Here is a 26,073-nt window from a genome sequence, read left to right on the forward strand (position 1 = left end):
TCGATACAATTGGCACCGGCCCCACGGCGGCATAAAGTCACAAATACCCATCAGCCGCCTCGGCCTGTCCGAGGACAACCTGTTGAGGCTCCACAGCTAGAGCGGTTCATCGTTTGATTGAAACGATCCGACGTTTCCGAAGGCACTGACTCCTCATCCTGAGGAGCCCGGCGAAGCCGGGCGTCTCGAAGGATGGGGTAACGCGTTCCCTGCGTCACATGGTTCGAGACGGCGCTACGCGCCTCCTCACCATGAGGTTGTGCGTGTGGCAGGCGGCGCCGATCAACTCTGATTTTATCAAAGACAGAACTGCTCTAATAGATTTCCAGACAGACGGCATCATCGGCCTCGAACTCCGCAATCAAACCGGAATGGGTTCGAAGCAACAATGCGATTGCGGCGCGCGACCGATTTCCTGAGCGCACCCAAATCACTTTCGGCGGCGGCCCCAGCAGCATCGCCATGTCGGAAAAATCCGCGTCCTGGGAAACGATCGTCAGCTGATTGGCCCGAGCGAAACTCCATATCGTCCGATCGTCTGCCTGCGTCAGGCCGACATCGCGAACGTGGCACGATCCTGGGAAAAGATCGGAGACGTCTCGACAGAGTTTGAAGCTGAGGTTCTGGTCGAACAGCAGCTTCATTACGAAGCCGTGATGAGCCGCCGTTCACGATCCGCCGCATACGCGAGCGCCGCACGGATGTCCTGTTCGGTCAGCTCCGGGAAATCGGAGATAATCTCCTCCGGCGTCTGGCCATCTGCCAGCCAGCCGAGCACATCCGCGACCGCAATTCGCATATGGCGAATGCACGGCCGACCGCCGCGCTTCCCCGGCTCGATGGTGATGATCTCCCGGTAATCCATCTGAACACCATAGCATGCTTTTTCGATGGGGCGCAGGCGTCGCTCCCAAATCCGCCAACCCCTCGCAGAACCAGGCCAGACCACCTATGTTGTGCCCCGAACAACTTCGGGAACAGGACCTCATGACCAACCCAGCCCAGACCTCGCTCATCGACCGCGCCAATCTCGATCGCGACGAGGTGAGGCGCGAGATCGCGCGGGGGCTGGCGGGGGCGGACGACGGCGAGCTGTTTCTCGAATACAGCCAGACCGAGGCGCTGGCGTTCGACAACGGCCGGCTGAAGCAGGCGACCTACGACACCGCGCAGGGCTTCGGTTTACGCGCCGTTAAGGACGACGCGGTCGGCTATGCGCATTCCTCGGACGTGTCGCTGCCGGCGCTGATCCGCGCGGCGGACGCGGTCGCTGCGGTGCGCGGCGACTACAGCGGCAGCCTGTCGGTGGCGCCGCCGCACACCAATGTGCGGCTGTACGGCGACGACAACCCGCTCGACGCGCCGGGCTTCGAGGCCAAGGTCAAGCTGCTCGGCGAGATCGACGCCTATATCCGCGACAAGGATCCGCGGGTGCGGCAGGTGTCGGTGTCGGTCGGCGCCACCTGGCAGGTGGTCGAGATCCTGCGCCCCGACGGCGAAAGCTATCGCGACATCCGCCCCTTGGTGCGGGTCAACGTCTCGGTGGTCGCCGGCCAGGGCGACCGCCAGGAAAGCGGCTCGAAGGGCTATGGGGGCCGCGAGGCCTATGCGCGGTTCATCGAGACCAAGGCCTGGCGCGACGCCGCCGACGGCGCGCTGCGCGAAGCGCTGGTCAATCTGGAATCTGTCCCCGCCCCGGCCGGCGAGATGGACGTGGTGCTCGGCCCGGGCTGGCCCGGCGTGATGCTGCACGAGGCGGTCGGCCACGGCCTCGAGGGCGACTTCAACCGCAAGAAGACCTCGGCCTTCGCCGGCCTGATGGGCCAGCAGGTCGCCGCCAAGGGCGTCACCGTGGTCGACGACGGCACGATCTCGGCGCGGCGCGGCTCGCTGTCGATCGACGATGAGGGCACCCCGACCAGCCGAACCGTACTGATCGAGGACGGCATCCTCAAAGGCTATATGCAGGACCGTCAGAACGCCCGGCTGATGGGCATGAAGCCGACCGGCAACGGCCGCCGGCAGTCCTACGCCCACGTGCCGATGCCGCGGATGACCAACACCTACATGCTGGCCGGCCAGCGCGATCCGGCCGAAATCCTCGCCTCGGTGAAAAACGGCATCTACGCGGTGAACTTCGGCGGCGGTCAGGTCGACATCACGTCAGGCAAATACGTGTTCCAGTGCACCGAGGCGTACCGGATCGAGAACGGCAAGATCGGCGCGCCGCTGAAGGGCGCAATGCTGATCGGCAACGGCCCGACCGATTTGCACCGCATTTCCATGATCGGAAACGACATGCAGCTCGACGACGGCATCGGCACCTGCGGCAAGAACGGCCAGGGCGTGCCGGTGGGTGTCGGTCAGCCGACGCTGCGCATGGACAGGATTACGGTCGGAGGCACCGGCGGATGACGACGGAAACGGAGTCGCGAAGCGCGACGGCGCGGCGCTGGGGCTCGCAGCTCACACAGCTCGCCGCGGTGGTGGCGATCGTGCTGGTCGGCAAGGGCGCGGTCGCCGAGCCGTTTTATGTGCCGTCCGGCTCGATGGAGCCGACGCTGCTGATCGGCGACGCGCTGCTCGCGTCGAAATATCCGTACGGCTACTCGACCGCCTCGCTGCCGATCCACGTCGCGGTGCCGGAGAGCGGCCGGGTGTTCGGCGCCACGCCGCACCGCGGCGACGTCGTGGTGTTTCGCTGGGCCGGCGACCGCTCCCAGGTCTGGGTCAAGCGGGTGGTCGGACTGCCCGGCGATCGGGTGCAGATCGACGGCGGCCGGGTGTTCATCAACGGCGAAGCCGCCAAGGTGACGCCGGACGGCGTCGGCCGGGCCGAGGACGACAACGGCTCGTACGAGACCGCCGCGCGCTATATCGAGACCCTGCCCGGCGGCGTCGCCCACCCGATCTTCAAGCTGTACGACAACGCCCGGCTCGACAACATGCCGGAAGTCACGGTGCCGGCCGGCCACCTGTTCGTGATGGGCGACAACCGCGACAATTCCGCCGACAGCCGGGTGCCGGTGCGCGACGGCGGCGTCGGCATGGTGCCGATCGACGATCTGGTCGGCCGGGTCGACGCCATCGTCGGCTCGTGGAATCCCGGCGTCCGCCGCCAGCCGGTCAGCGACTGGCTGTCCGGCTTCCGGGTGGCGCGGTTCTTCACCAAGGTGCACTGACCGGCGCGACGCTCAAAACCGCGTCGTCAGGTTGGTGAGCCAGGCCGGCGACACTGCGACCAGCGCCGCTTCGATCCGTTTGTCGGCGCCGGACAGGATCGCGATCCCGATCACCACGAAGGCGCCGCCGAGCACCGCCTTGCCGAGCTTGCCGGCGGACAGCAGGCGGCCGCGGATGTTCGTCAGCGTCGCCCGCGACAGCAGCCCCAGCCCGACCAGCGGCAGCGCCGCACCGATCCCGAACGCCGCCATCGTCATCGCCACGGTCGCGAGATCGCGGCCCTGTGACGCCAGCAGCGACGCCGCGCCCAGCGTCGGCCCGACGCAAGGCGACCACACCGCGCCGAGCAGCAGCCCGATGCCGAACTGACCGGCGAGTCCCGCCCCCGCACTCTGGCCGAAATACTGATCGGCCAGCCCGGACAGCGGGCTGCCGGCAGCCGCGAGCCGGACCTGCGCGGCCGGCACCAGCAGCACCGCGCCGAGCGCGATCATGATCACCGCCGCGGCGGCGCGGAACACCCCGGCGTCGAGACCGAGACTGAAGCCCGCCACCGCGACCAGCAGCCCGATCAGGGTGAACGACAGCGCCAGCCCCGCCGCCAGCGCCAGCGGCCCGTGCCGGTGCTGCGCCACCGCGGCGCCGAGCACGATCGGCACCAGCGGCAGCACGCAGGGCGACAGGATCGACAGCAGTCCAGCCACGAAGGCCAGCGCGATCGCAGTCATGCGTCACAGCGCCTTGGCGAGCAGCGACGCGATCGAGGCTTCCTTGGTGTCGCCGACCGAGCGGCCCGTTTCGTTGGTGCCGTTGAACACGATCAGGGTCGACTGCATGCTGGCGCCGAACGCCTTGACCACGTCCTTCTGGCCGTCGAAATCGACCCGGAAGATCTTCAGCTTGGCGAATTTCGGATCGGCGGCGAGGCGCTGAATGATCGGCGTTTGCGCCTTGCAGGTCGAGCACCAGTCGGCGTGGATTTCGACCAGCACCGGCCCTCCGGCGGCCTGCGCCGCCTTGAACGCCGCGGCGCTGTAGGGCGCGGCGGTATTGGCGAACGCCGGGAGCAGCGGCAGCAGCGCTGCGAGCGCGAACGCCAGGACGGCGCGCAGCAAGGTCTTCCGGGTGAGCATCGACGACATCGGCATCCTCCGTTGCGTGGTGCGGGCCGGTTTCAGCCCGCGCGCAACAGGTACGCTGCCGGTTCCGGGTTTGTTACCTGACCACGCCGGAGATGAAGCCGGGTTTGCGCCGCGGCGGCTTGATGTGGCTTTTCAGGAAGCAGCGGGCGTTGCGGCCGACATAGCCGGGGCGCGCATAGGTCCAGGCCCGGCACTTGTGCTCGTCGACGCAGGCCGCCTTGCAGGCCTCGTCGCCCTCGCCGCCCTTCAGCTCGAAATTGCGGTAGTCGCCGCCGAAGCGGTCGATCGAGACCTCGTTGGAATCGTTGCGCGGCTCCAATACCCCGGCACCGCGCACGCCCGACACGCAGCACGAGCTCGGCGTCCGCGGCGGGACGGTGCTCTTCAGCCAGCACATCGCGCCGTCCTCGGGCGAGCGCGGATAGGCGAAGGTCCAAGACCGGCAGCGCCGGTCGCGCTCGCACATCAGCGCGCATTCGGCCGGATCGCCGCTGGTGACCGGCGTGCGCAGGTAATCGCCCCCGATCCGATCGAAATTCGCCTGCGCCCAGGACGGACGCGGCAAAAGCGCCGCCGCAACCACGGCAAGCACGAGCCAACACGCTCTGAGCAGGCCGCTTCGCATTCACTTGCTTTCGCGTTAGGCCCTGAACCCTGGCCGACAGAAATCAGGCCGGTCCGCGTCCCAGCCCCCGGGGCTCATCTGACGGCCGGCAACCTGTATGGTGGATGAACGACGCCGGGCCCGAGCGCCTCGGCGAGTCTCACGACAGCGTCAGAACGCGTATTCGTCATAGGCGGGCTCGACCGAGCCGCGCCACATCCCGTTGAATTTCTCCAGCATTTCCTCGGCCGGGGTATGGCCGCTGTCGAGGATGCGGTCGAGCGGCGCCAGATGCCGGGATTCGTCGAGGCCGGTGGCGTCGATCCGAGCGCGGCGACGCAACCCGGCATGCGCCAGCACCATGCAGTCCTTGGCGATCTCGAACATGAAACGATTGCCGATCCTGGCCTTGAAGCCGAGCCGCGGCACGTCGTCCCGCAGCGCCTGCCGTTCGGCGGCATTCCAGCCTTTGACCAAGTCCCAGGCGGCGTCGAGGCTGACGTCGTCGTACAGCAGCCCGACCCAGAACGCCGGCAGCGCGGTCAGACGCCCCCACGGCTGACCATCGGCGCCGCGCATTTCGAGATAACGCTTCAGCCGCACCTCGGGGAAGATCGTCGACAGATGGTTGGCCCAGTCCGACAGCGTCGGCCGCTCGCCCGGCAGCTTGTCGTTGTTGCCGTCGAAGAAGTCGCGGAACGACGAACCGGCGACGTCGATGTAGCTGTCGCCACGCTTGACGAAATACATCGGCACGTCGAGCGCGTAGTCGACCCAGCGCTCGAACCCCATGCCGTCCTCGAACGCCCAGGGCAGCATGCCGGAGCGATCGTTGTCGGTGTCACGCCAGATCTCGGAGCGGAACGACAGCAGACCGTTGGGCTTGCCTTCGGTGAACGGCGAATTGGCGAACAAAGCGGTTGCGACCGGCTGCAGCGCCAGCGACACCCGCAGCTTCTTGACCATGTCGGCCTCGGAGGAGAAGTCGAGATTGGTCTGCACCGTGCAGGTCCGGTACATCATGTCGAGGCCGTAGGAGCCGACCTTCGGCATGTAGTTGGTCATGATCTTGTAGCGGCCCTTCGGCATCACCGGGATTTCGCTGCGCGACCACGACGGCGTCATGCCGAGACCGAGAAAGCCGATGCCGAGTGGCGTCGCCACCTCCCGCACCTGCGACAGATGCGCCATCAACTCGGCGTGGGTCTGGTGAACGGTCTCGACCGGCGCACCGGACAGTTCGAACTGCCCGCCCGGCTCCAGCGAGATCGCGCCGCCGCCGGTGACGTCGTGCAGCCCGATGATATGAGAACCCTCCATGATCGGCTCCCAGCCGAGCAGGATCTGCATGCCCTCGAGCAGAGCGCCGATGCCGCGCGCCCCCTCGTAGGGGACCGGGCGATGGCCCTCGAGCGTAAACGGGGTCTTTTCGTGCTCCGTGCCGATCCGAAACTCGGACGGCGGCTTCACGCCCGCTTCCAGCCACGCGACCAATTCGTCGCGCGAATTCAGCGGAGTCATGTCGAGTTGGTCACGCGCCATGGGAAGTCCGAAACAAGCGCGCGGGATCGAGCGACGCGAGGTGGTGGAAGCCGCGGCTGGGAGCAACCGCGAACACGAAGCGAGAGCTGTTTATCATCGCGGGGCTGCGGTGTCTCGCGCATCGAGCGCGGCGGCGTTGCCTTCGCAGGAGCAGCCGAGCCGGTCGAGCAGGCCACACAACCTGACGGCGTCGACATCGGACAGTTTCGAACCGACGTGCTTTTCGATCGCCGCCGAATAGGCCGCCCACATCTTCTTCTGCAACTCGCGTCCAGCCTCGGTGATTTCGACGAACTGGCCGCGCTTGTCGCTGCGGCATTCGCGGCGCACCACCAATCCCTCGTCGACCAGCCGGTCGACCAGGCGCGAGGTGGAATATTGCGGGATCAGCATCTGCTTTTCGAGCTCAACCGGACGCATCTCGCCGCCCGGCGCCCGCGCCAGTTCGAGCAGCGCGTCGTACCACGCCAGCGGCGGAAAACCCGCCTTCTTCAGGTCCTGCTCGACCGCGTCCAATACCCGGCTCCGGACCCGCATCAGGCGGACCCAGGCGGCGGTCGCCTCGGTGGAGGGTTTGCGTTTCATCGCTCCATCCATGGCGTGCACAAACTGTAGCGCACGGGCTGCAAAGGCAGCCATCGCGAGTTTTCCATGCACTCGCATTTAATACTCTCGGCCGGGAAAGCCAAGATCACAACCTCAGAAACCGGCTTTGGTCCCCGAATCGGATGAAGAAGCGGATCGAAATTTGGATCGGCGAGCGCCGCTGTGCCGGCGCTGCGGCCGTCAAGACGCCGATGCAACGATCGGCGCCTTTTTGGCAATCTGCCAGCACCCTCACGCGCGATCAACGCGGCTGGAAATAGTCCAGCGGAATCTTCAAATAGGACCGCCCGTTGGCTTCCGGCGCCGGCTTGCGGCCGCCGCGGATGTTGATCTGCAGCGCCGCCAGCATCAATTTCGGCAGCGGCAGAGACGCATCGCGCTGATCCCGGACGGCGCAGAACTCCGCTTCGGTGCGACCGCCGGCAAGATGGATGTTGCGCGTCTTGTGTTCGGCGACCGTCGCCATGCACTGCGGGTTGCGCCCCTCGGGCGCGTAGTCGTGACCGACGTACAGCCGGGTATTGTCGGGGAGCGCCAGAATGCGCTGCAGGCTGGCATACAATTGCTTCGACGATCCCCCGGGAAAATCGGCGCGGCTGGTGCCGCTGTCCGGCATCATCAGCGTGTCGTGGACGAAGGCGGCGTCGCCAGCCAGATAGGTGACCGACGCCAACGTATGGCCTGGCGAGAACATGACCTGCACCGGGATGTCGCCGACCATGAAGACGTCTCCGTCCGCGAACAGCCGGTCCCATTGCCGGCCGTCGGTCGGAAACGACTCGGGCAGATGATAGATCTTCTGCCACAGCTTCTGCACCTCGGTGACGCGCTCACCGATCGCGGTCGGCGCCTTGAGGCGCTCGGCGAGAAGCGGAGCCGCCGAGAAATGATCGGCATGCGGATGCGTGTCGAGCACCCACGCGATGTCGATGCCGGCCTCTTGCACATAGGCCGCGATCTCGTCGGCGCTCGAGGTAAAGGTCGCACCGGCCTTGGGATCGTAGTTCCATACCGGATCGACCACCGCGCCCTGCATCGTGTTCGGATCGTGAAACACGTACTGCCAGCTTCCGGTAGCCTCATCCCAGAACGGCTTCACGATCGGCTTGCTCATCGTTCGATTCTCCTTTGTCGCTAGACCGCGGCGCCCGCCGTTCAGGAAGGGCGCGGCGGCGATCTTCAGGCGCGGCTGGCCTTCATCATCCAGAGCTGCTTCTGATGCCAGGCTAGGCGATCGCTCAACAATCCCACCGTCGGCTCGTCCCCGTCGTGTTGCGCCGAGGCGATCGCGCGGCGTAGCTCGTCGGTCAGCGCCTCGTGGCCCGAGGTCAACGCGCCGACCATGGCTTCGGCGGATTGCGCCGGTTCCGGTGCCGGCCCCGCCAACGCCGTCAGTTCGGCGAGCGAGCCTGGCGCATGAGCGCCGAGACTGCGGATTCGTTCCGCGATGTCATCGAGCGCGTTCCAGAGGTTGTTGTATTGCTCCTCGAACGCAGCGTGCAGACGGCGGAATTCCGGCCCGACGACGTTCCAATGGTAGCCGTGGGTTTGCACGTAGAGGCCGAAGGTTCGGCCGAGGACGCGGGAGAGAGCTTCGGTCGTGGTCTGCGCAGCATTGGTCATGGCATGGTCCTCCGTATTGGGTGGTCGAGCGGATCGAAGGATCAGCCCCGGCGTCCGCCGGGGCCGGCGTGATGTCAAAGCGCGCGGGTCGAGTAGTACCAATCGACCGTGTCGTAGCCTTCACCGGCACGGGCGAGCGCGGCGGCCGCCGTCGACGGCGGCGGCACGATCACCGCATCGCCCGGCTGCCAGCTCTCCGGCATCGCGCACTTGTTGGCGTCGGCCGTCTGCAACGCCACCAGAAGGCGATAGATCTCGTCGACCGAGCGGCCGGCGATCATCGGGTAGTAGACCATCGCGCGCAGCTTGCCTTCGGGATCGATCAGGAACGTGGCGCGCACCGCGGAGGTGTCGGAAGCACCCGGCTGGATCATGCCGTAGGCCCGGGCCACCGTCATGCTGAGGTCGGCGATGATCGGAAATCTGATCTCGACCCCGAACTTCTCCTTGATGTTGAGCATCCAGGCGATGTGCGAGTAGTGGCTGTCGATCGACAGGCCGAGCAGCTCGGCACCGCGCGCCGCAAAGGCGTCGTGCTTTTTGGCGAAGGCGATGAATTCGGTGGTGCAGACCGGGGTGAAGTCCGCCGGGTGCGAGAACAGGATCAGCCACCTGCCGGCGTAGTCGGCGAGCGTCTTGCGGCCGTGGGTGGTGGGGGCGTCGAATGCGGGCGCGGGGGCGTTGAGCTGAGGGGCGATCGTTGCGATTTCGGTCATCTGCAGTCTCCTGGCGGTCGGGACGTCCCGAGCACTGCGGATGTATCCGAGGCGATTTAATTGGTGAAATTGATTATATCGCTATCTGTGATAGCCTAAACCTATGAACACCGCAGTCACGCTCCGGCAGCTCGGCTTCCTGGTCGCCGTCGCCGACACCCTGAATTTCTCCCGTGCCGCCGAGGCGTGCTTCGTGACCCAGCCGAGCCTCAGCGCCGGGCTGAAGGAACTGGAGGACCGGCTCGGCGTGGTGCTGGCCGAGCGCACCAAGCGCTCCGTGCTGCTGACGCCGATCGGCGCGGTCATCGCCGAGCGCGCCCGCGCGCTGCTGCTGGCCGCCCAGGAGATCGAGGCGCTGGCCGCCGCCGAGGGCGCTCCGGACAGCGGCGACCTGCGGCTCGGCGCGATCCCGACCATCGGCCCGTATCTGATCCCGCGCGCGCTCCCCGAAATCCGCCGCGTCTTCCCGAAGCTGCGCCTGCTGCTGCGCGAAGAGATGACCGAGCAGTTGCTCGACGGGCTGCAGCGCGGCCGGCTCGATCTGATCCTGTTCGCGCTGCCGTTCGAGGCCGACGGGCTGGAGACGATCGAGCTGTTCGAGGACGGCTATCACCTGGCTGCACCGCCCGGCAGCTTCGGGCCGGAGCCGGTGCGCGGCGCCCAGCTCGACGGCGCGCGGCTGATGCTGCTGGAGCGCGGCCACTGCCTGCAGCGCCACGCCCTCAGCGCCTTTCCGGATCGCAACATCGAACAGGACGAGAGCTTCTCGGCGACCTCGCTGCCGACGCTGATCTCGATGGTCAGCGAGGGCCTGGGGATCACCCTGCTTCCCGATCTGGCGCTCGATGCCGGCGTGATCGGCGGTCAGGACGTGGCGATCGCGCCGCTGCCGGACGCGTGCCCGCGCAGGGTGGTGCTGGCGTGGCGGACCACCAGCGCCCGCGCCGCCTTGTTTCGCCGGCTCGGCGACATCTTCCGCCGCACCCGCGCGCTCGTCGGTCCATCGCAGGTCTGACCGGCGGCCGGACCGCGCTTGACAGTTTCATGCAACTGCATTTCATCGCCGACACTCACCCCGGCTCGGAAGGACCCGCCCATGAAGCTGTATTATTCGCCCGGCGCCTGCTCGCTGTCGCCGCACATCGCGCTCAGCGAGGCCGGTCTGCCGTTCGACCTCGTCAAGGTCGACATCCGGGCGAAGAAGCTCGAGAACGGCGACGACTACGCTGCGATCAACCCGAAGGGCTCGGTGCCTGCGCTCGGCCTCGACGACGGCTCGGTGCTGACCGAGGGACCGGCGATCGTGCAGTTCATCGCCGATCAGGAAGGCTCCGGCAAGCTCGCGCCCAAGGCCGGCACGATCGAACGCTACCGGCTGCAGGAATGGCTGAACTACATCTCCACGGACCTGCACAAGAGCTTCGGTCCGCTGTTCGCCCCGACGCTCGGCGACGATGCCAAGAATTTCTTCAAGGACCGCATCGCCCGCCATCTCGGCTACGTCGACAAGCAGCTCGCCGGCAAAGACTACCTGATGGGCTCCTCGTTCACGGTGGCCGACGGCTATCTGTTCGTGATCCTGAGCTGGTGCGACCGGATGAAGATCGACCTCGCCCCCTACCCCAACCTCGCCGCCTTCAAGGCCCGCGTCGCCGCCCGCCCGAAGGTGCAGGAAGCGATGCAGCGTGAAGGCCTGCTGAAGGCGTGAGATTGTCGGCGACCGGAGGGGCCCGCTCCATCATCGGCCTCTCCGGATCGCCGACCGGTTCTATTCGATGACCCGCCAGAGGCTGACGCCGAGACCGAGCGTGCGCACCGGCAATGTCAGGACGCCCATGGGATCGACCTGCGCGGTGAATCGTTCGACGCGCTGCAGATCCGGAGACGGGTGGCTCGGGAGCGTCAGAAAGGCCTGCAGATTGCTGGTCCGGGCATCGATCAGATAGCGCTCGACGGTGACCTCGCGGCCGGCGAACGGCAGCCGGCGCAGTTCGACGGTGAAATCCTGTGCCGTGTCGCTGAAGTCGGGATTGTAGTTGAAGACCAGGACTCCGGCGGAATTCGCATCGCTGGATGCGATGGCGCCGATATCCGGGTTGCTCTCCGACAGGCCCGATACCGGCCTGCGCACCCCCGACATCATCGCGATCATCTGGAAGACGTTGGCTGGCGGCTTCGGGTGATACACGCCGTCGAGCTTGTGCACCAGACTGGCGATACCGATCGATCCGGTTACGGCCTGGCCGACCGCGTCGGTGTACTGCAAATACGAACCCAGCGCGATCTTGCTGGCAACGGCTTCGGCCAGGAACGCCGCCACCCAGGCCGCGCCCTTGTGCGAATAGTTGATGTCGGTGGTTTCGTCGGCTCGGGGGCCCCACTCCGACACGAACAATCCGACCGCATCGCGCCCGACCGCCGCCAGCTTCTCGCGCAGCCGCCCCGCAACGTATCTCAACGATGTGGTGGGGCCATCCCAGCCGTTGCGAAAATCGCCATAATAGTGAAACGAGACGTAGTTCAGCGCCGGCACGTTGAACTTTCCGTCGGCGGCGCCCGGATCGAACATGAGTGCGATGAACTGCTCCTCCAAGGTCGACCGTTCGACCCGGGTCGCCGGGTCCTCCGCCGATCGAAAGCTGTTGCCGGCAAACGCCGGCCCGGCGACCGCAATCGTCCTGCCCGGATAGTTCGCCATCAACGGCTGGTCGGCCAGGACATCGGCGACGGCGTCGCCGTAGATCTTCTGCATCGGCGCGACATTTCGGGTCAGACGCCGCAGGTCGCCCGGGAACGGATAGCCGCCGGTGCCCCAGATCTCCGGGTATGCGAGATCGTAGGTGGCCGGGTCGATCCACCACAACGCGCGTCCCCACGGCCCCAGCGGCAGATGGCCGAGCACGACCGGATTGGCGGCCGCCGAACAGGACGTGCCGCATTGGGCGAACCAGGCGAGCCATTCCTGGTAGTGCAAAGGCGTCTCGTCGGCGACGTCGAGCTCGTTGCTGACTTCGAACGTCACGGACGCGGCGCCGCCGTCGAACGCCCGTTTCACCACATATCCGACGAGCTGCCGGGCGTAGGACTTGTATCGGTCGACGATCGCCTGAGGCCAGCTTTCTCCCGGGCCGTAGGCAGCGAAGCTGGCCGGCATGTGCAAGGCGAGCGGAACATGCAGCGACAGCCCGTTCTGAACCGCCCAGTCGATCTGAGACGTCAGGTTGTCCCAGGTGCCGGGCGGGCTCGGCACGAAGTTGCCGGCCGCGTCGAGGTCGCTGTAGACGTCGGCGTGGAGAATCCGCATCCGCTTCATCTTCAGGTCGGCGAGCGGCCGGCCGATCGGCGCCAGCGAGGCGAAATCATGGGGCGCATGAGCGCCCTGGAATATCCCCTTCAAAGTGGCGAGGTCATCTCCGCTGTCGCTTTCCGCGACGACATCGGCGGCGTCCACCACCAGCGACGCGGCACGACTCGCAATTGGAGCGGCCAGCCAGAGACACACGACAAGCACGCCGGCCGGAACGCTGATCGCGCGCAGGAAGAACTTGGGTAGCGATGATCCCGACGTCACCCGCGGCACTGTACTTCCATCAGCAGACACTCGAAGCCACGCTATCGAGCCGCCATGTCGGCCGGTTGACAGGCGTGCCAAGACGCGCCCGGCGGACTGGCTTCACTCGCGATGACCGGGTGAGTTCGACGCGAACAACGGGGACCGGATCGCGATGATCCGGCTCGTTTTCTTTTCGTCCATTTGACGAAGCGAAGGGCTCGCCCCACCGGCAGCGAGATCCCTCGCCCCGCCCTTTGCGGGGAGAGGGTCGGGATGAGGGGCGACGCGGGCACTGAGTCCCGGCGACCTGGAGACGCCCCCTCACCCGGATTGCTGCGCAATCCGACCTCTCCCCGCGCGCGGGGAGAGGTTAGCACTGTGCTTTGTGAAGCGGTTGCAGGGCTTACGCCGCCGCCTGCTTCTTCGGGGCGAAGCGGTGGTAGAAGGTGTCACCGGTCTTGGCCATGTCTTCGAGCAGCTTCGGCGGGGTGAAGCGCGAGCCGTACTTACCCTCGAGCTTGTGGCACAGCGCCACGAACTCCTTGGTGCCCATGAAGTCGATGTAGCTCAAGGTGCCGCCGGTGAACGGCGCGAAGCCGAAGCCGAGGATCGAGCCGACATCGGCCTCGCGCGGATCGACGATGACGTTGTCCTCGACGGTGCGCGCGGCTTCCACCGCCTGCACGGCGAGGAAGCGCTGCTTCAGCTCTTCGACGTCGATGGTGTCGGGGTCGAGATGCTTGGGCTGCAGCGCGGCGATGCCGTCCCACAGGCTCTTCTGACCCTTGCCCTTCTCCGGATAGACGTAGAAGCCCTTGCCGTTCTTGCGGCCGTACCGGCCCTGCTTCTCGACCAGCTCGACCATCAGCTTCTTCTGCTGCTGATCGACCGCCTGTTCGCCGAGGTCGGCTTCGGTCGCCTTCATGATCTTGAGGATCAGATCGAGCGCCACCTCGTCGGCCAGCGACAGCGGCCCGACCGGCATGCCGGCCATCTTGGCGGCGGTCTCGATCATCGGCGCCGGAACGCCTTCCATCAGCATCTCGAGGCCTTCGGCGGTGAAGCGCAGCACGCAGCGATTGGCGAAGAAGCCGCGGCTGTCGTTGACCACGATCGGAGTCTTGCCGATCTGCCGGGTGTAGTCGAGCGCGGTCGCCAGCGTCACGTCGCTGGTGTTGTTGCCGAGAATGACTTCGACCAACATCATCTTCTCGACCGGCGAGAAGAAGTGGATGCCGATGAACTTCGACTGATCCTTGAACTCCTCGGCCAGCGAATTGATCGGCAGCGTCGAGGTGTTGGAGGCGAAGATCGCGCCTTCCTTCAAGAGCGGCTGCGCCTTGGCGTAGGTCTCGGCCTTCACTGTCCGATCCTCGAACACCGCCTCGATGACGAGATCGCAATCCGAGATCGCACCAAAGTCCGGTGTCGCGGTGATGCGCGACATCAGCGCTTCGGCGTCGGCCGGCTTGGCACGGCCCTTGGCGATCAGGCCATCGATCACGCTCTTGCAATGCGCCTTGCCCTTGTCGGCGCTCTCCTGGTCGCGGTCGATCAGCACCACGTCGATGCCGGCCTTGGCCGAGACGTAGCCGACACTGGCACCCATGAAGCCGGCGCCGATGATGGCGAGCTTCTTGACCTTGGTCGGCGGCACGCCCTGCGGACGCCGCGCGCCCTTGTTCAGCTCCTGCATCGACAGGAACAGGCTGCGGATCATCGCCGCCGCTTCCTTGGTCTGCAGCACGTGCGCGAAGTAGCGCGACTCGATGCGCAGCGCGACGTCGATCGGCACCAGCAGGCCCTCATAGACGCAGCTCATGATCGCGCGCGCGGCCGGATAGTTGTCGTAGGTCTCGCGGCGATAGATGGCATTGCCCGCCGGGAACATCATCATGCCCTGCTTGGAGAACACCGGGCCGCCGGGCAGCTTGAAGCCCTTCTCGTCCCACGGCGCCACCGCCTTGCCGCCATTCTTGATCCAGTCCTTGGCGGCCTTGATCAGGTCGGCCGCCGGCACCACCGCGTCGACCAGCTTCAGCGCCTTGGCCTTGTCGAGCTTGATCTGATCGCCCTTGAGCAGGATGGTCATCGCGCTCTGCGGATCGACAATGCGCGGAATCCGCTGGGTGCCGCCGCCGCCCGGGAACAGGCCGACCTTGATCTCGGGCAGGCCGAGGCGGGTCTTCGGATTGTCGGCTGCGACGCGATAGTGGCAGGCCAGCGTGACTTCGAAGCCGCCGCCGAGCGCCAGACCGTTGATCGCCGCGACCCACGGCTTACCGCAGGTTTCGATGCCGCGCAGGATCTGCGACAGCTTGCGGCTCTCGTCGAACAGCATCTTCTGGGCGGCTTCTTCGCCCTTGTCTTTGCGGATCTGGGCGAACTGCTGGTTCATGCCCTCCAGCATCGACAGATCGGCACCGGCGCAGAATGCCTCCTTGGCCGAGGTGATCACCACGCCCTTGACCGCCGCATCCTTAGTGGTCGCTTCCGCGATCGCGCCGAGTTCCTCGATCGTCTTGGCGTCGAGCACGTTCATCGACTTGCCGGGCAGGTCCCAGGTGACGAGCGCGATGCCGTCTGCGTCGGTCTCGATTTTGAAGTTCTTGACGGTCATCTGATTAGCTCCTTCGCTGCCAGCAGCCATTACGGCGCGGCGGTTGTTGTTCATCTCCCCTCCCCCTTGCGGGGAGGGGTCGGGGGTGGGGGTCCACATCGGAAGCTTCGCCTCGGGGCCCCCCCCACCCCGACCCTCCCCCGCAAGGGGGGAGGGAGCAGGCCGGCGCGCGTGGCGCGGCCCGCCGCGCTATCGAATATTCACACCCGCTCGATGATGGTGGCAGTGCCCATGCCGCCGCCGATGCACAGCGTCACCAGCGCGGTCGCCTTGCCGGTGCGCTCGAGCTCGTCGAGCACGGTGCCGAGGATCATCGCACCGGTGGCGCCGAGCGGATGGCCGAGCGCGATCGCGCCGCCATTGACGTTGATCTTGTCGTTGTCGATCTCGAACGCCTGGATGTAGCGCAGCACCACCGAGGCGAACGCCTCGTTGAGCTCGAACAGATCGATGTCGCTCTTCTTCATGCCGGAGCGCTCGAACAGCTTGTTGGTGACGTCGACCGGACCGGTCAGCATCATCGCCGGCTCCGAGCCGATATTGGCGAAGGCTCGGATTTTCGCACGCGGCTTCAAACCATGTTTCTCGCCGGCTTCCTTGCTGCCGAGCAGCACCGCGCCGGCGCCGTCGACGATCCCCGACGAGTTGCCGGCGTGATGGACGTAGTTGACCTTCTCGACCTCGGGGTGCGACTGGATCGCCACCGCGTCGAACCCGCCCATCGCCGCGATCGGCGCGAACGACGGCTGCAGCTGCGCCAGCGACTGCATCGTCGTCGAGGGACGCATGTGCTCGTCCTTGGCCAGGATGGTCAGGCCGTTGATGTCCTTCACCGGCACCACCGACTTGTCGAACCGGCCCTCGTCCCAGGCCTTCGCGGCGAGCTGCTGGCTGCGCACCGCATAGGCGTCGACGTCATCGCGCGAGAAGCCGTATTTGGTGGCGATCAGGTCGGCCGAGACGCCCTGCGGCATGAAGTAGGACGGGATCGCCATCGACGGATCCATCGGCCAGGCACCGCCCGAAGCGCCGATGCCGATGCGGCTCATCGATTCGGCACCGCCGCCGATCACCAATTCGTGCTGGCCGCTCATGATCTGCGCCGCGGCGAAGTTCACCGCGTCGAGACCCGAGGCGCAGAACCGGCTGATCTGCACGCCGGGCACCGCTTCACCGAGACCGGCGTTCATCGCCGCGAACCGCGCGATGTCCGAGCCGGCTTCGCCGACCGGATCGACCACGCCCATCACGACGTCGTCGACCACGTCCTGCTTCAGATTATTTCGCTCCTTCAGCGCCTTCAGCGGCACGGTGGCGAGCGCCAGCGCGGTCACCTCGTGCAGCGAGCCGTCGGCCTTGCCGCGGCCGCGCGGGGTGCGAACGTGATCGTAGATATAGGCTTCGGGCATGGGACCTCTCTCGAATGAAAGCAGTGACGTCGTGTGGCTTCGAGACGTCATCGCCCGGTTCGACCGGGCGACCCAGTCATTACGGCACCGGCGATCAAACCGCCGGCGCCCGGCTTACTGGATCCCCGCCTTCGCGGGGATGACGGCAGTGTCAATGTCAGAACGCTTCCGCCGGCAGTTCCATCAGGGTGTTACAGCCGGCCTCGATCCGGGTCAGCCGCAGCGCGGTCTCGGGTAGCATCCGCTCGGCGAAGAACCGGCCGGTGACCAGCTTTCTGGTCAGATAGGGCGTCGCGCCCTCGGCTGCGATCTTGTCCTGCGCCACCTTGGCCATCTTGGCCCACATGTAGCCCATCGCCACCAGGCCGAAGAGATGCATGTAGTCGGTGGCGGCGGCGCCGGCATTGTCCGGCTGCGCCATGGCGTTCATCATCAGCCAGGTGGTGGCCTTCTGCAAATGGCCGAGCGACGTCGACAGCGGCGCCACGAACGGCTTCATCGCTTCGTCGCCGCCGTGCTCCTTGGCGAAGGCGCCGACCTCGGCGAAGAACGCCATCACGGCGCGGCCGCCGTCACGCGGCAGCTTGCGGCCGACCAGGTCGAGCGCCTGAATGCCGTTGGCGCCTTCGTAGATCATCGCGATGCGGGCATCGCGGACGAACTGCTCGACGCCGTTGGCGGCGATATAGCCGTGGCCGCCATAGACCTGCTGGGCCGCGACAGCATTGGCGAAGCCGCCGTCGGTCAGCACGCCCTTCAGCACCGGCGTCATCAGGCCGAGATGATCGTCGGCGGCCTGGCGCTCCTTGGCGTCGTTGGAACGATGCGCGACGTCGCTCTTCAGCGCGGTCCACAGCACCAGCGCCCGCGCCGCCTCGTTGAACGCGCGCATCGTCAGCAGTGCGCGGCGGATGTCGGGATGCACAATGATTGGGTCAGCCGGCTTATCGGTCGCCTTCGGTCCCGACAGCGCCCGGCCCTGCAGCCGCTCGCGGGCGTATTCGACCGCGTTCTGATACGCGACTTCCGACTGCGCGAGACCCTGCACGGCAACGCCGAGGCGAGCCTCGTTCATCATCACGAACATGCCCTGCATGCCCTTGTTCTCTTCGCCGACCAGCCAGCCGGTGGCGCCGTCGTAGTTCATGGTGCAGGTGGCATTGCCGTGGATGCCCATCTTGTGCTCGATCGAGCCGCACATCACGCCATTGCGGGCGCCGACGGTGCCGTCCGGGTTGACCAGGAATTTCGGCACCACGAACAGCGAGATGCCCTTGATCCCGGCGGGCGCGCCTTCGATCCGCGCCAGCACCAGATGGATGATGTTGTCGGCCATGTCGTGCTCGCCGGCCGAGATGAAGATCTTCGTGCCGGTGATCTTGTAGCTGCCGTCCGCCTGCTTCACCGCCTTGGTGCGCAGCAGGCCAAGATCGGTGCCGCACTGCGGCTCGGTGAGGTTCATGGTGCCGGTCCATTCGCCGGATACCATCTTGGGCAAGTAAGTCTGTTTCTGCTCCGGCGAGCCGTGCACCGTCAGCGCCGCCGCGGCGCCCATGGTCAGCCCCGGATACATCGCGAACGCCATGTTGGAGGAGTTCAGAAACTCCTGCACCGTCTGGGTCAGCGTGATCGGCAGACCCTGGCCGCCATATTCGGTCGGCGACGACAAGCCCATCCAGCCGCCTTCGGCGATCTGCCGGTAGGCTTCCTTGAACCCGGCCGGGGTGGTGACGCTGCCGTCGTCATGGCGGGTGCAGCCTTCATGGTCACCGACCGCGTTGAGCGGGTGCAGCACTTCCTCGCTCAGCCGTGCCGCCTCGTTGATGATCGCGTCGCGCACGTCGGCCGCCGCATCGGCGAACCCGGGCAGGTTGTTGTAGCGGTCGAACTGAAAGACGTCGTTGAGCAGGAAGCCGACTTCTTCAACCGGGGCCTTGTAGATCGTCATGCGGGTCTCTCGATCGGGATCAGGTGTGAAGTATGCGACGCCTGAACCAATTTCAGACGACGGCGAGATGAATTCGACCAGCCGCTGGCGGGTTTACTGCCGCGCCAGCTGTTCTCCCATCAGACGATGCAGCAGGTTGATCGCTTTCAGGGGTCTTACCATGACCTTGAAGTGGGAAATACGGCCATCGTCGGCGAATGTGATGATGTCGACGCCGTTGATCTTGATGCCGTCGATCACGTTCTCGAATTCGAGCACCGCACCGTGGTCGCTGCGCCATTCGCCCACATAGGTGAAGCCCGGTCCGCCGAGCACCTTCTCGGCGCCCTTCAGATACTTGAACACGATGTCGCGCCCGGCCTGCGGGGTGTGAACCACCGGGCTTTCGAACACCGCATCGGGATGCAGCAGATCCCACAGCGCCGCGGCGTCGTGGGACTTCATGAACGCGTACCAGGCGTCGAGCCCTTTCAAGGCCATTGGCGGTACTCCGGAGCAGCGGGACGGGATTGCGGGAAAGCCCCAAGGCGGAGCGGATGTTCGACCAACATCGGTGGTGACATCAAGCGCGATGACGCCGCGGCGCGCGCGGGCGCATGCCCATCTCCAAATTATCGCGAGATACCAAGATGACGGATCGGAACAGGTCGACCATCGGCCGCAGGACCAACATGGCGTGCACGAGCGCTCCTCCGATGTGACGTTTTTCGGCGGACCACGCACAGCGGCCTACCGGATCATCCATACATCTCTGAATGGCATCTAACGGCGCGGGTTGGCCGTGTCAATACACGCGTGTATGGTGCCGACATGGATTCGGATACCAAAGACCGGCTGACGCGGGCGGACTGGCTCGCCCATGGCCTGCGCACGCTCGCCCGGCACGGTGCCAACGCCCTCAAGGTCGGCGATCTCGCCGCCGGGCTGGACGTGTCGCGCGGCAGCTTCTACTGGCACTTCAAGGATGCGACCGATTTCCGCACCCAGTTGCTGCAGCTCTGGAAGGAGCGGGTTACCGATCAGGTGTTTGCCGAGATCGATGCCGCGATCGTCGGCCCCGCACGGCTGACACATCTGATGAAGCTCGCCTTCAACGAGGACCGCAGCCTGGACCGCGCCGTGCGGGAGCTGGCAGCGACCGACCCGGTCGCTGCCGAAATGGTCGCCTCGGTCGACGCCCGGCGGGTCGAGTATCTGTCCAAGCTGATGATCGAAGCCGGCGTCGAAAGTCGTCACGCCAGGCCGCGGGCGGAGTTCCTGTACTGGGCGTATATCGGCCAGACCGCGGTGATGAATCCCGCGCTCAACGCCGTGACGGAATCCGACATCGACGACCTCAGCGCGCTGTTCACCCGCGCCGGCAGCTAGCGGCTCCGGCGGTAGCAGAAGGTAGTCCCGCCTGCGCATGAAGCCCGGACAACCACTTGGAAACCGCGGTTTTTCGCCTCGATCGTTAAGTTTCGCCTCGCGCCGCCGTGTTCCTTAACTCGGTATTTACCCTAACGGGAAAAAGTCGACCCAGAAGCAGACTCCCGCGTCGTGTCGATGCTCGCTCGACCCGAACGTGAAGCGTTTGCAGGCGCGGCTGTGAGCCGGCTCGGGTGCGGACAAGAGCATGAATCGCGTGTCGTGGAGTATCGAGGAGATCGAGCCGTCAGTGCGCGAGAGGGCCGAGGCCGCCGCAAAGCGCGCCGGCCTGTCGCTCACCGACTGGATCAACGGTCAGCTCGGCGAAGCGCCGCAGCCGCCCGCCGACAGCGCGCGCATGAGCCGGGCCGCGATGCCGGAGCGCAGCGCCAGCGAAGTCGCGGAAATCCACCAGCGGCTCGACGCCATCGCCCGCCAGATCGATCACATTTCCCGCACCCCGGCGCGCAACGAGCCGCCGGTCGCCCGGCAGCTCAACGACGCGATTTCGCGGCTCGACGCTCGCCTGGCGCGGATCACCGAGCCGAAGCCCGCGGCGCGGCCGGCCGAGGCTGCAGCGGTGCCGCCGCAGACGGCGACCGAGCGCGTCGAGCGCGCCGCAGCCCAGGTCTATGCCACCTCGCCGACGCTAGATCCGAACGCCCTCGACAAAGTGATCGCCGAGATCGCGGCGCGGCAGAGGGAGCTCGATGCCGGGGCAAACCGCATGCCGAGGCAGCCGGCGTCGTTTGCCCCGCCGATCGTACCGGCAATGGCTCCGCCTTCCCCGCCGGCGGGCCCGGACTTCTCCAGCCTCGAGCAGCAGCTCCACAAGATCACCGGCCAGATCGACGCGCTGCAGCGCTCCGACAAGGTCGAGCAGTCGATCGCGGCATTCCGCGCCGATCTCGCCGAGATCCGCCAGACCATCACCGAGGCGCTGCCGCGCAAGGCGATCGAATCGCTGGAGGGCGAGGTCCGGTCGCTGGCGCAGCGGCTCGACGAGAGCCGCGCCAATGGCAGCGACGGCGAAGTCGTCGCCGGCATCGAACGCGCGCTCGGCGACATCCATGCCGCGTTGCGCTCGCTGACCCCGGCCGAACAGCTTGCCGGTTTCGACGAGGCGATCCGCAATCTCGGCGGCAAAATCGACATGATCGTCCGCAACGCGGACGATCCCGGCACCGTCCAGCAGCTCGAAAACGCCATCGGCGCGCTGCGCGGCATCGTCTCCAACGTCGCCTCCAACGAGGCGCTGGCGCAGCTCGGCGACAACGTCCAGGCGCTGGCGGAGAAGATCGAACAGTTGGCGCAGGCCGACAGCCACGGCATCTCGTTCGCCGCCCTTGAGCAGCGCATCTCGGCGCTGACCGCGGCGCTGGAAAGCCGCGAACGGCCCGCGCCGAGCGAATCCACCGAACAGCTCGAAAGCGCGGTGCGCGCGCTGTCGGAGCGGATCGACCATCTGCCGATCGGCAACGACGACCGGTCGGCGTTCGCGCATCTCGAACAGCGCGTCTCGCACCTGTTGGAGCGGATGGAAGCGGCCACGGAGCAGCGCGGCGGCAGTGCCAATCTCGGCCGGGTCGAGGAAGGACTGCAGGATATCCTGCGGATGCTGGAGCGTCAGCAGTCGCAATTCTCGAGGCTCACCGAGGTCGAGCGCAGCCCGGGGCCGGTGTTCGATCCGAGCTTCGTCGACACCATCAAGCGCGAACTCTCCGACATGCGCTTCAGCCAGTCGGAAACCGACCGCCACACCCAGGACTCGCTCGAGGCGGTGCACAACACCCTCGGCCATGTCGTCGACCGGCTGGCGATGATCGAAGGCGATCTGCGCGCCGCGCGCGCGACGCCGCTGGCGCCACCGGCAGCCACGGAGTCGGCCAAGCCGGCATTTTTGGCCGCGGCTCCGATCGCGCCGGCCTCGGCAGCGCCCGTGGTGCCGGCGCCTCCGCCGCCGCAACCCGAGATGCCGAACCCGGCCGCCGAACCGTTCGCGGCAGCGCCGCGCGACTTCGCGGCCGGCAGGCCGGCTGCCGAGCCCGCGACCGCTGCCGCGTCGCCACGCGCACCAAAGGCAATTCACGACATTCTCGATCCGGCAGCAGCCGACCGAAATGCTCCCAAGAACGATCCGGCGTCCGCCGCAGCGGCGCCGCAGCGGCGCGAAGGCGTGCTGCCGCCCGACCATCCGCTCGAACCCGGAACCAAGCCTCCCGGCCGGATCGCGTCCCCGTCGGAGCGGATCGCCGCCTCCGAAAGCGCGCTGGGCGACATCGCGCCGGCGCCGCCGGAGCCGGCCAACGCGACCAGCTTCATCGCCGCCGCCCGCCGCGCTGCGCAGGCCGCTGCGTCCGCCTCCAGCGCCGCCAAGGCCAAGCCCGGCAAGCCCAAAACCGACGGCAACAAGCCCGACCCGGACGGCACCACCCCGGGCTCGACCCTCGGCTCCAAGATCAAGTCGCTGCTGGTTGGCGCCAGCGTCGTCGTGATCGTTCTGTCCAGCTTCCAGATGGCGATGAAGCTGTTCGACAACGGCGAGGCACCCCCGGTCGCCAGCGTCGACCAATCGCGACCGGCACCTGCCCCGGACCCGCAGAACGCGCCCACCGATGAACCGAATGCGGACCCGACCGAGCCTGCCGCTCCGCCCGCGATCGCTCCGATCGCGCCGCCGCCGTCGATGATCTCGCCGACCCCGGTGGAGCGGCAGTCGCTCTACACGCCGCAGGCGCCGCAGGCCGCGCCTGCAGCAACGGCTGCCGCCAGTGACGTCACCGGCACGATCCCGTCACCCTCGCCGAGCGCCCCTGCGGAAAAATTCGGCACAATCGCGATTCCCTCGTCCGAACGCCTGCCCGAGGCGATCGGCGGCGCCAAGCTGCGCAGTGCGGCGCTCAAGGGCGACGCCGCCGCGGCCTACGAGGTCGCCAGCCGCTACGCCGAGGGCAAGGGCGTGCCGGTGAACTACGACGAAGCGGCCAAGTGGTATCAGCGCGCAGCGGACGCCGGCGTCACTCCGGCGATCTTCCGGATCGGCACCCTCTACGAGAAGGGGTTGGGCGTGAAGAAGGATCACGACGCAGCGCGGAAGCTGTATTCGACCGCGGCTGACCGCGGCAACGCCAAGGCGATGCACAATCTGGCGGTGCTGTACGCCGACGGTGGCAGCAAGGGCGCGAACTACAAGACCGCCGCCGCCTGGTTCCGCAAGGCCGCCGAACGCGGCGTCGCCGACAGCCAGTTCAACCTCGGCATCCTTTATGCACGCGGCATCGGCGTCGATCAGAACCTCGCGGAATCCTACAAATGGTTCTCCCTCGCCGCCGCCCAGGGCGACGAGGACGCCGGCCGCAAGCGCGACGACGTCGCCAAGCGGCTCGACCCGCAATCGCTGGCCGCCGCCAAGCTGGCGACCCAGACCTTCACCGCCGAGCCGCAGCCCGACGCCGCCGTCAAGGTGGCGGCTCCGGCCGGCGGCTGGGACGAGCAGGTGGGCGCCGCGACCAAGCGCGGCTCGGCGCAACGCGCCGCGCGTTAAGCGTGATCGTTCACCAAGTGGACAGCAACGTCGCGGTGGGGCCGAAAAAACCCCGGCCGCGACAGATTCTGGAATCCCGGTGCGAACTAATTTCGGCTATGCAGGGATGCGGTTCGGATTGACCGCAGTCTGGCGCGCATCCCGCGACAGTGGATCTCGGCCAGGCCGCTCGGATCCGCGCCGGATCGTCGAATAGAGCATCATCGCGCCGAACCGGTCGCCGCTTCGACGGGGATGCTCTCGTGCCAGCGAGAACTCCGAAGCGAACCGCGCGTGCAGCTTTATCTCCCGATCGCCGACATTCCCGTCAACGTCCTGCTCGTGCTGGCGATGGGCGCCGCGGTCGGGTTCGTGTCCGGGATGTTCGGTGTCGGCGGCGGCTTCCTGATGACGCCGCTGCTGATCTTCATCGGCATCGCTCCGGCGGTCGCGGTGGCCTCGGTGACCAGCCACATGGCGGCCTCGTCGTTCTCCGGTGCGCTGTCGTACTGGCGGCGCCGGGCGATCGATCCATTGCTCGCCTTCGTCTTGCTCTGCGGCGGCATCGCCGGCACCGGGCTCGGCGTATGGTTCTTCGTGCTGATGCGTTCGCTCGGCCAGCTCGATCTGGTGATCGCGGTGTCCTACGTCGTACTGCTGACCGCGGTCGGCGGGCTGATGGTGTACGAGGGCATTCGCGCGATCCGCCGCACCAGCCGCGGCGAGGTCGCGCTGGCGGGCCGCTCCGGCAACCGCAACTGGCTGTACGCGCTGCCGCTCAAGGTGCGGTTCAAGCGCTCCAAGATCTATCTGTCGGTGCTGCCGGTGATCGCGATCGGGGTGCTGATCGGCTTCATCGGCGCGGTGATGGGCGTCGGCGGCGGCTTCATTCTGGTGCCGATGCTGATCTATCTGCTGCGGGTCCCGACCAGCACCGTGGTCGGCACCTCGATGGTGCTGACCCTGGTGACGATGCTGATCGCCACCGTGCTGCATGCCGCCACCAGCCATCTGGTCGATGCCGTGCTGGCGCTGATCCTGATGATCGGCGGCGTCGCCGGCGCGCAGTTCGGCGCCCGCGCCGGCCAGCGCATCCGCGGCGAACAGCTCCGGCTGCTGCTCGGCCTGCTGGTGCTGGCGGTCGGCATCCGGTTCGCGGTCGAACTCGGCATCCGGCCTGCCGAGCTGTTCACCTTGCGCGAACTGGGCCCGACGTAATGGCGCGGCGGATCGCATCGCTCCGCGTCCTCGCCGCCGGGCTGCTGGCGCTGATGCTGGCGTTCGCCTCGCCGGCCGCGGCCGAGCGGCTGATCGTGTCGGTATCCAACGCCCGCGTCACCGTGACCCCGAACTATTCGGGCGGCGAACTGGTGCTGTTCGGCGCGATCGAGAAGGACCATCCGGCGTTCGCCGAGCCGGCCAAATACGACCTGGTGGTCACCGTGATCGGCCCGCGCGCCAGCATGGTGACGCGGCGCAAGGAACGCAAATTCGGGATCTGGATCAACACCGATTCCCGCGAGTTCCTGATGGTGCCGAGCTATCTGGCGGTGTTCGCCAATCGGCCGATCGACGCGATCGCGCCGCTTGAGGTGCGGCGGCGGCAGCAGCTCGGCATCAACCACGTGCTGCTGACGCAGCGGATCGGCACCGACTACGCCGACGTGGTCGCCGACGACCAGTTCCGCCAAGCCTTCGTCCGCCTGCAGGAAGACCGCAGGCTGTATCGCGAGGACGCGGCCGCGGTGAAATTCCTCACCCCGACGCTGTTCCGCACCGGGATTCCGCTGCCGGCCGAAGTGCCGATCGGCAGCTACGACATCTCGATCAAGCTGTTCGCGGCCGGCGAGCTGCTGACCCAGACCGACACCTCGTTCGAGATCGCCAAGATCGGCTTCGAGCAGTTCGTCGCCACCGCGGCGCGCCAGCACGGCATCATCTACGGCCTGGTCACCGCGCTGATGGCATTGGCCACCGGCTGGATGGCGTCGGTCGTGTTCCGAAGGGATTAATGGCGCCCGGTCATTCCGGGGCGCTTGCGCAGCAAGCGCACCCGGCGACTGTCTCATGTGTCAAGGGTCTTACCTTGATATGGCGTGTCTGCTTTGACGAGTGCGTTGGCTGTGACGAGCAGTTTTCGGGCGATTGCGATGAGCGCGACCTTTCCGGGTTTTCCTTGCAGGCGAAGGGCGTTGTA

General features: G+C 66.7%; 23 protein-coding genes and 2 pseudogenes. 9 read left to right on the forward strand and 16 right to left on the reverse strand.

The window, feature by feature from the left end:
* Positions 1 to 100: pseudogene (locus tag DWA33_RS23775) on the forward strand (IS481 family transposase); the annotation flags it as partial.
* A gap of 214 nt (positions 101 to 314) precedes the next feature.
* Here DWA33_RS23775 and DWA33_RS23785 read toward each other — a convergent pair.
* Both DWA33_RS23785 and DWA33_RS23790 read right to left on the reverse strand, forming a co-directional pair.
* Positions 315 to 644 (reverse strand): DUF5615 family PIN-like protein, encoded by a 330-nt coding sequence (locus tag DWA33_RS23785; RefSeq protein WP_114360958.1) that lies wholly within the window; start codon positions 642 to 644, stop codon positions 315 to 317.
* Positions 644 to 865: a DUF433 domain-containing protein gene (locus tag DWA33_RS23790; protein WP_114360959.1), complete on the reverse strand. Its 222-nt coding sequence runs from the start codon at positions 863 to 865 to the stop codon at positions 644 to 646. Before DWA33_RS23790 ends, DWA33_RS23785 begins: the two co-directional genes overlap by 1 nt.
* A 122-nt stretch (positions 866 to 987) precedes the next feature.
* On the opposite strand from DWA33_RS23790, the gene tldD reads away from it, so the two are divergent.
* On the forward strand, positions 988 to 2,415 hold the full coding sequence (tldD, locus tag DWA33_RS23795) for a metalloprotease TldD (RefSeq protein WP_114360960.1): 1,428 nt from the start codon (positions 988 to 990) through the stop codon (positions 2,413 to 2,415).
* Positions 2,412 to 3,182, forward strand: a complete 771-nt coding sequence (gene lepB, locus DWA33_RS23800; protein WP_114360961.1) for a signal peptidase I — start codon at positions 2,412 to 2,414, stop codon at positions 3,180 to 3,182. The genes tldD and lepB overlap by 4 nt, the downstream gene beginning before the upstream one ends.
* 12 nt (positions 3,183 to 3,194) lie before the next feature.
* Here the strand turns inward: lepB and DWA33_RS23805 are convergent, their stop codons facing one another.
* From DWA33_RS23805 to DWA33_RS23840, 8 genes are all read right to left on the reverse strand, one after another.
* Positions 3,195 to 3,911 (reverse strand): cytochrome c biogenesis CcdA family protein, encoded by a 717-nt coding sequence (locus DWA33_RS23805; RefSeq protein WP_114360962.1) that lies wholly within the window; start codon positions 3,909 to 3,911, stop codon positions 3,195 to 3,197.
* A 3-nt stretch (positions 3,912 to 3,914) separates the two neighbouring features.
* Positions 3,915 to 4,316, reverse strand: coding sequence for a thioredoxin family protein (locus DWA33_RS23810; protein ID WP_114360979.1), 402 nt, complete (start codon positions 4,314 to 4,316; stop codon positions 3,915 to 3,917).
* 82 nt (positions 4,317 to 4,398) lie between these two features.
* Entirely contained in the window at positions 4,399 to 4,950 is a 552-nt protein-coding gene (locus tag DWA33_RS23815; RefSeq protein ID WP_114360963.1) for a PAN domain-containing protein, read from the reverse strand.
* Between the two features lie 150 nt (positions 4,951 to 5,100).
* The gene (locus DWA33_RS23820; protein WP_114360964.1) at positions 5,101 to 6,471 is read right to left on the reverse strand and encodes a glutamate--cysteine ligase; all 1,371 of its coding nucleotides are present in this window, start codon (positions 6,469 to 6,471) and stop codon (positions 5,101 to 5,103) included.
* A gap of 93 nt (positions 6,472 to 6,564) precedes the next feature.
* On the reverse strand, positions 6,565 to 7,056 hold the full coding sequence (locus tag DWA33_RS23825; RefSeq protein ID WP_114360965.1) for a MarR family winged helix-turn-helix transcriptional regulator: 492 nt from the start codon (positions 7,054 to 7,056) through the stop codon (positions 6,565 to 6,567).
* A gap of 262 nt (positions 7,057 to 7,318) precedes the next feature.
* Positions 7,319 to 8,191 carry an MBL fold metallo-hydrolase gene (locus DWA33_RS23830; protein WP_114360966.1) on the reverse strand — a complete coding sequence of 291 codons (873 nt, stop codon included), beginning with the start codon at positions 8,189 to 8,191 and terminating at the stop codon, positions 7,319 to 7,321.
* Positions 8,192 to 8,256: 65 nt separating this feature from the next.
* Positions 8,257 to 8,700 (reverse strand): Dps family protein, encoded by a 444-nt coding sequence (locus tag DWA33_RS23835; protein ID WP_114360967.1) that lies wholly within the window; start codon positions 8,698 to 8,700, stop codon positions 8,257 to 8,259.
* A gap of 74 nt (positions 8,701 to 8,774) precedes the next feature.
* Positions 8,775 to 9,416, reverse strand: a complete 642-nt coding sequence (locus tag DWA33_RS23840) for a peroxiredoxin (RefSeq protein WP_114360968.1) — start codon at positions 9,414 to 9,416, stop codon at positions 8,775 to 8,777.
* 103 nt (positions 9,417 to 9,519) lie between these two features.
* Here DWA33_RS23840 and DWA33_RS23845 point away from each other — a divergent pair, with 103 nt between their 5' ends.
* Positions 9,520 to 10,431 carry a hydrogen peroxide-inducible genes activator gene (locus tag DWA33_RS23845; protein ID WP_114360969.1) on the forward strand — a complete coding sequence of 304 codons (912 nt, stop codon included), beginning with the start codon at positions 9,520 to 9,522 and terminating at the stop codon, positions 10,429 to 10,431.
* A gap of 81 nt (positions 10,432 to 10,512) precedes the next feature.
* On the forward strand, positions 10,513 to 11,124 hold the full coding sequence (gene gstA, locus DWA33_RS23850) for a glutathione transferase GstA (protein WP_114360970.1): 612 nt from the start codon (positions 10,513 to 10,515) through the stop codon (positions 11,122 to 11,124).
* A gap of 60 nt (positions 11,125 to 11,184) precedes the next feature.
* Here gstA and DWA33_RS23855 read toward each other — a convergent pair whose 3' ends face one another.
* The 5 genes from DWA33_RS23855 to DWA33_RS23880 all read right to left on the reverse strand — a co-directional run bounded on the left by DWA33_RS23855 (position 11,185) and on the right by DWA33_RS23880 (position 19,426).
* Positions 11,185 to 12,987 carry a hypothetical protein gene (locus DWA33_RS23855; RefSeq protein ID WP_147270303.1) on the reverse strand — a complete coding sequence of 601 codons (1,803 nt, stop codon included), beginning with the start codon at positions 12,985 to 12,987 and terminating at the stop codon, positions 11,185 to 11,187.
* A gap of 385 nt (positions 12,988 to 13,372) precedes the next feature.
* Positions 13,373 to 15,589, reverse strand: a complete 2,217-nt coding sequence (locus DWA33_RS23860) for a 3-hydroxyacyl-CoA dehydrogenase NAD-binding domain-containing protein (RefSeq protein WP_114360972.1) — start codon at positions 15,587 to 15,589, stop codon at positions 13,373 to 13,375.
* A gap of 200 nt (positions 15,590 to 15,789) precedes the next feature.
* Entirely contained in the window at positions 15,790 to 16,998 is a 1,209-nt protein-coding gene (locus tag DWA33_RS23870) for an acetyl-CoA C-acetyltransferase (RefSeq protein WP_114360973.1), read from the reverse strand.
* A gap of 157 nt (positions 16,999 to 17,155) precedes the next feature.
* Positions 17,156 to 18,946, reverse strand: coding sequence for an acyl-CoA dehydrogenase C-terminal domain-containing protein (locus DWA33_RS23875; RefSeq protein WP_114360974.1), 1,791 nt, complete (start codon positions 18,944 to 18,946; stop codon positions 17,156 to 17,158).
* Positions 18,947 to 19,039: 93 nt separating this feature from the next.
* Positions 19,040 to 19,426, reverse strand: coding sequence for a nuclear transport factor 2 family protein (locus tag DWA33_RS23880; RefSeq protein WP_114360975.1), 387 nt, complete (start codon positions 19,424 to 19,426; stop codon positions 19,040 to 19,042).
* Between the two features lie 330 nt (positions 19,427 to 19,756).
* Here DWA33_RS23880 and DWA33_RS23885 point away from each other — a divergent pair, with 330 nt between their 5' ends.
* The 4 genes from DWA33_RS23885 (at position 19,757) to DWA33_RS23900 (ending at position 25,888) form a co-directional block, all read left to right on the forward strand.
* The gene (locus DWA33_RS23885; RefSeq protein WP_114360980.1) at positions 19,757 to 20,314 is read left to right on the forward strand and encodes a TetR/AcrR family transcriptional regulator; all 558 of its coding nucleotides are present in this window, start codon (positions 19,757 to 19,759) and stop codon (positions 20,312 to 20,314) included.
* Positions 20,315 to 20,561: 247 nt separating this feature from the next.
* Positions 20,562 to 23,897 carry a tetratricopeptide repeat protein gene (locus tag DWA33_RS23890; protein ID WP_114360976.1) on the forward strand — a complete coding sequence of 1,112 codons (3,336 nt, stop codon included), beginning with the start codon at positions 20,562 to 20,564 and terminating at the stop codon, positions 23,895 to 23,897.
* Positions 23,898 to 24,170: 273 nt separating this feature from the next.
* Positions 24,171 to 25,094: a sulfite exporter TauE/SafE family protein gene (locus DWA33_RS23895; protein ID WP_181902442.1), complete on the forward strand. Its 924-nt coding sequence runs from the start codon at positions 24,171 to 24,173 to the stop codon at positions 25,092 to 25,094.
* The gene (locus DWA33_RS23900) at positions 25,094 to 25,888 is read left to right on the forward strand and encodes a TIGR02186 family protein (RefSeq protein WP_114360978.1); all 795 of its coding nucleotides are present in this window, start codon (positions 25,094 to 25,096) and stop codon (positions 25,886 to 25,888) included. Before DWA33_RS23895 ends, DWA33_RS23900 begins: the two co-directional genes overlap by 1 nt.
* Positions 25,889 to 25,941: 53 nt before the next feature.
* On the opposite strand, the pseudogene DWA33_RS25820 reads toward DWA33_RS23900, so the two are convergent.
* Positions 25,942 to 26,073: pseudogene (locus DWA33_RS25820) on the reverse strand (IS110 family transposase); the annotation flags it as partial.

The sequence above is a fragment of the Rhodopseudomonas pentothenatexigens genome (assembly GCF_900218015.1).
GTDB classification, from domain to species: Bacteria; Pseudomonadota; Alphaproteobacteria; order Rhizobiales; family Xanthobacteraceae; genus Rhodopseudomonas; species Rhodopseudomonas pentothenatexigens.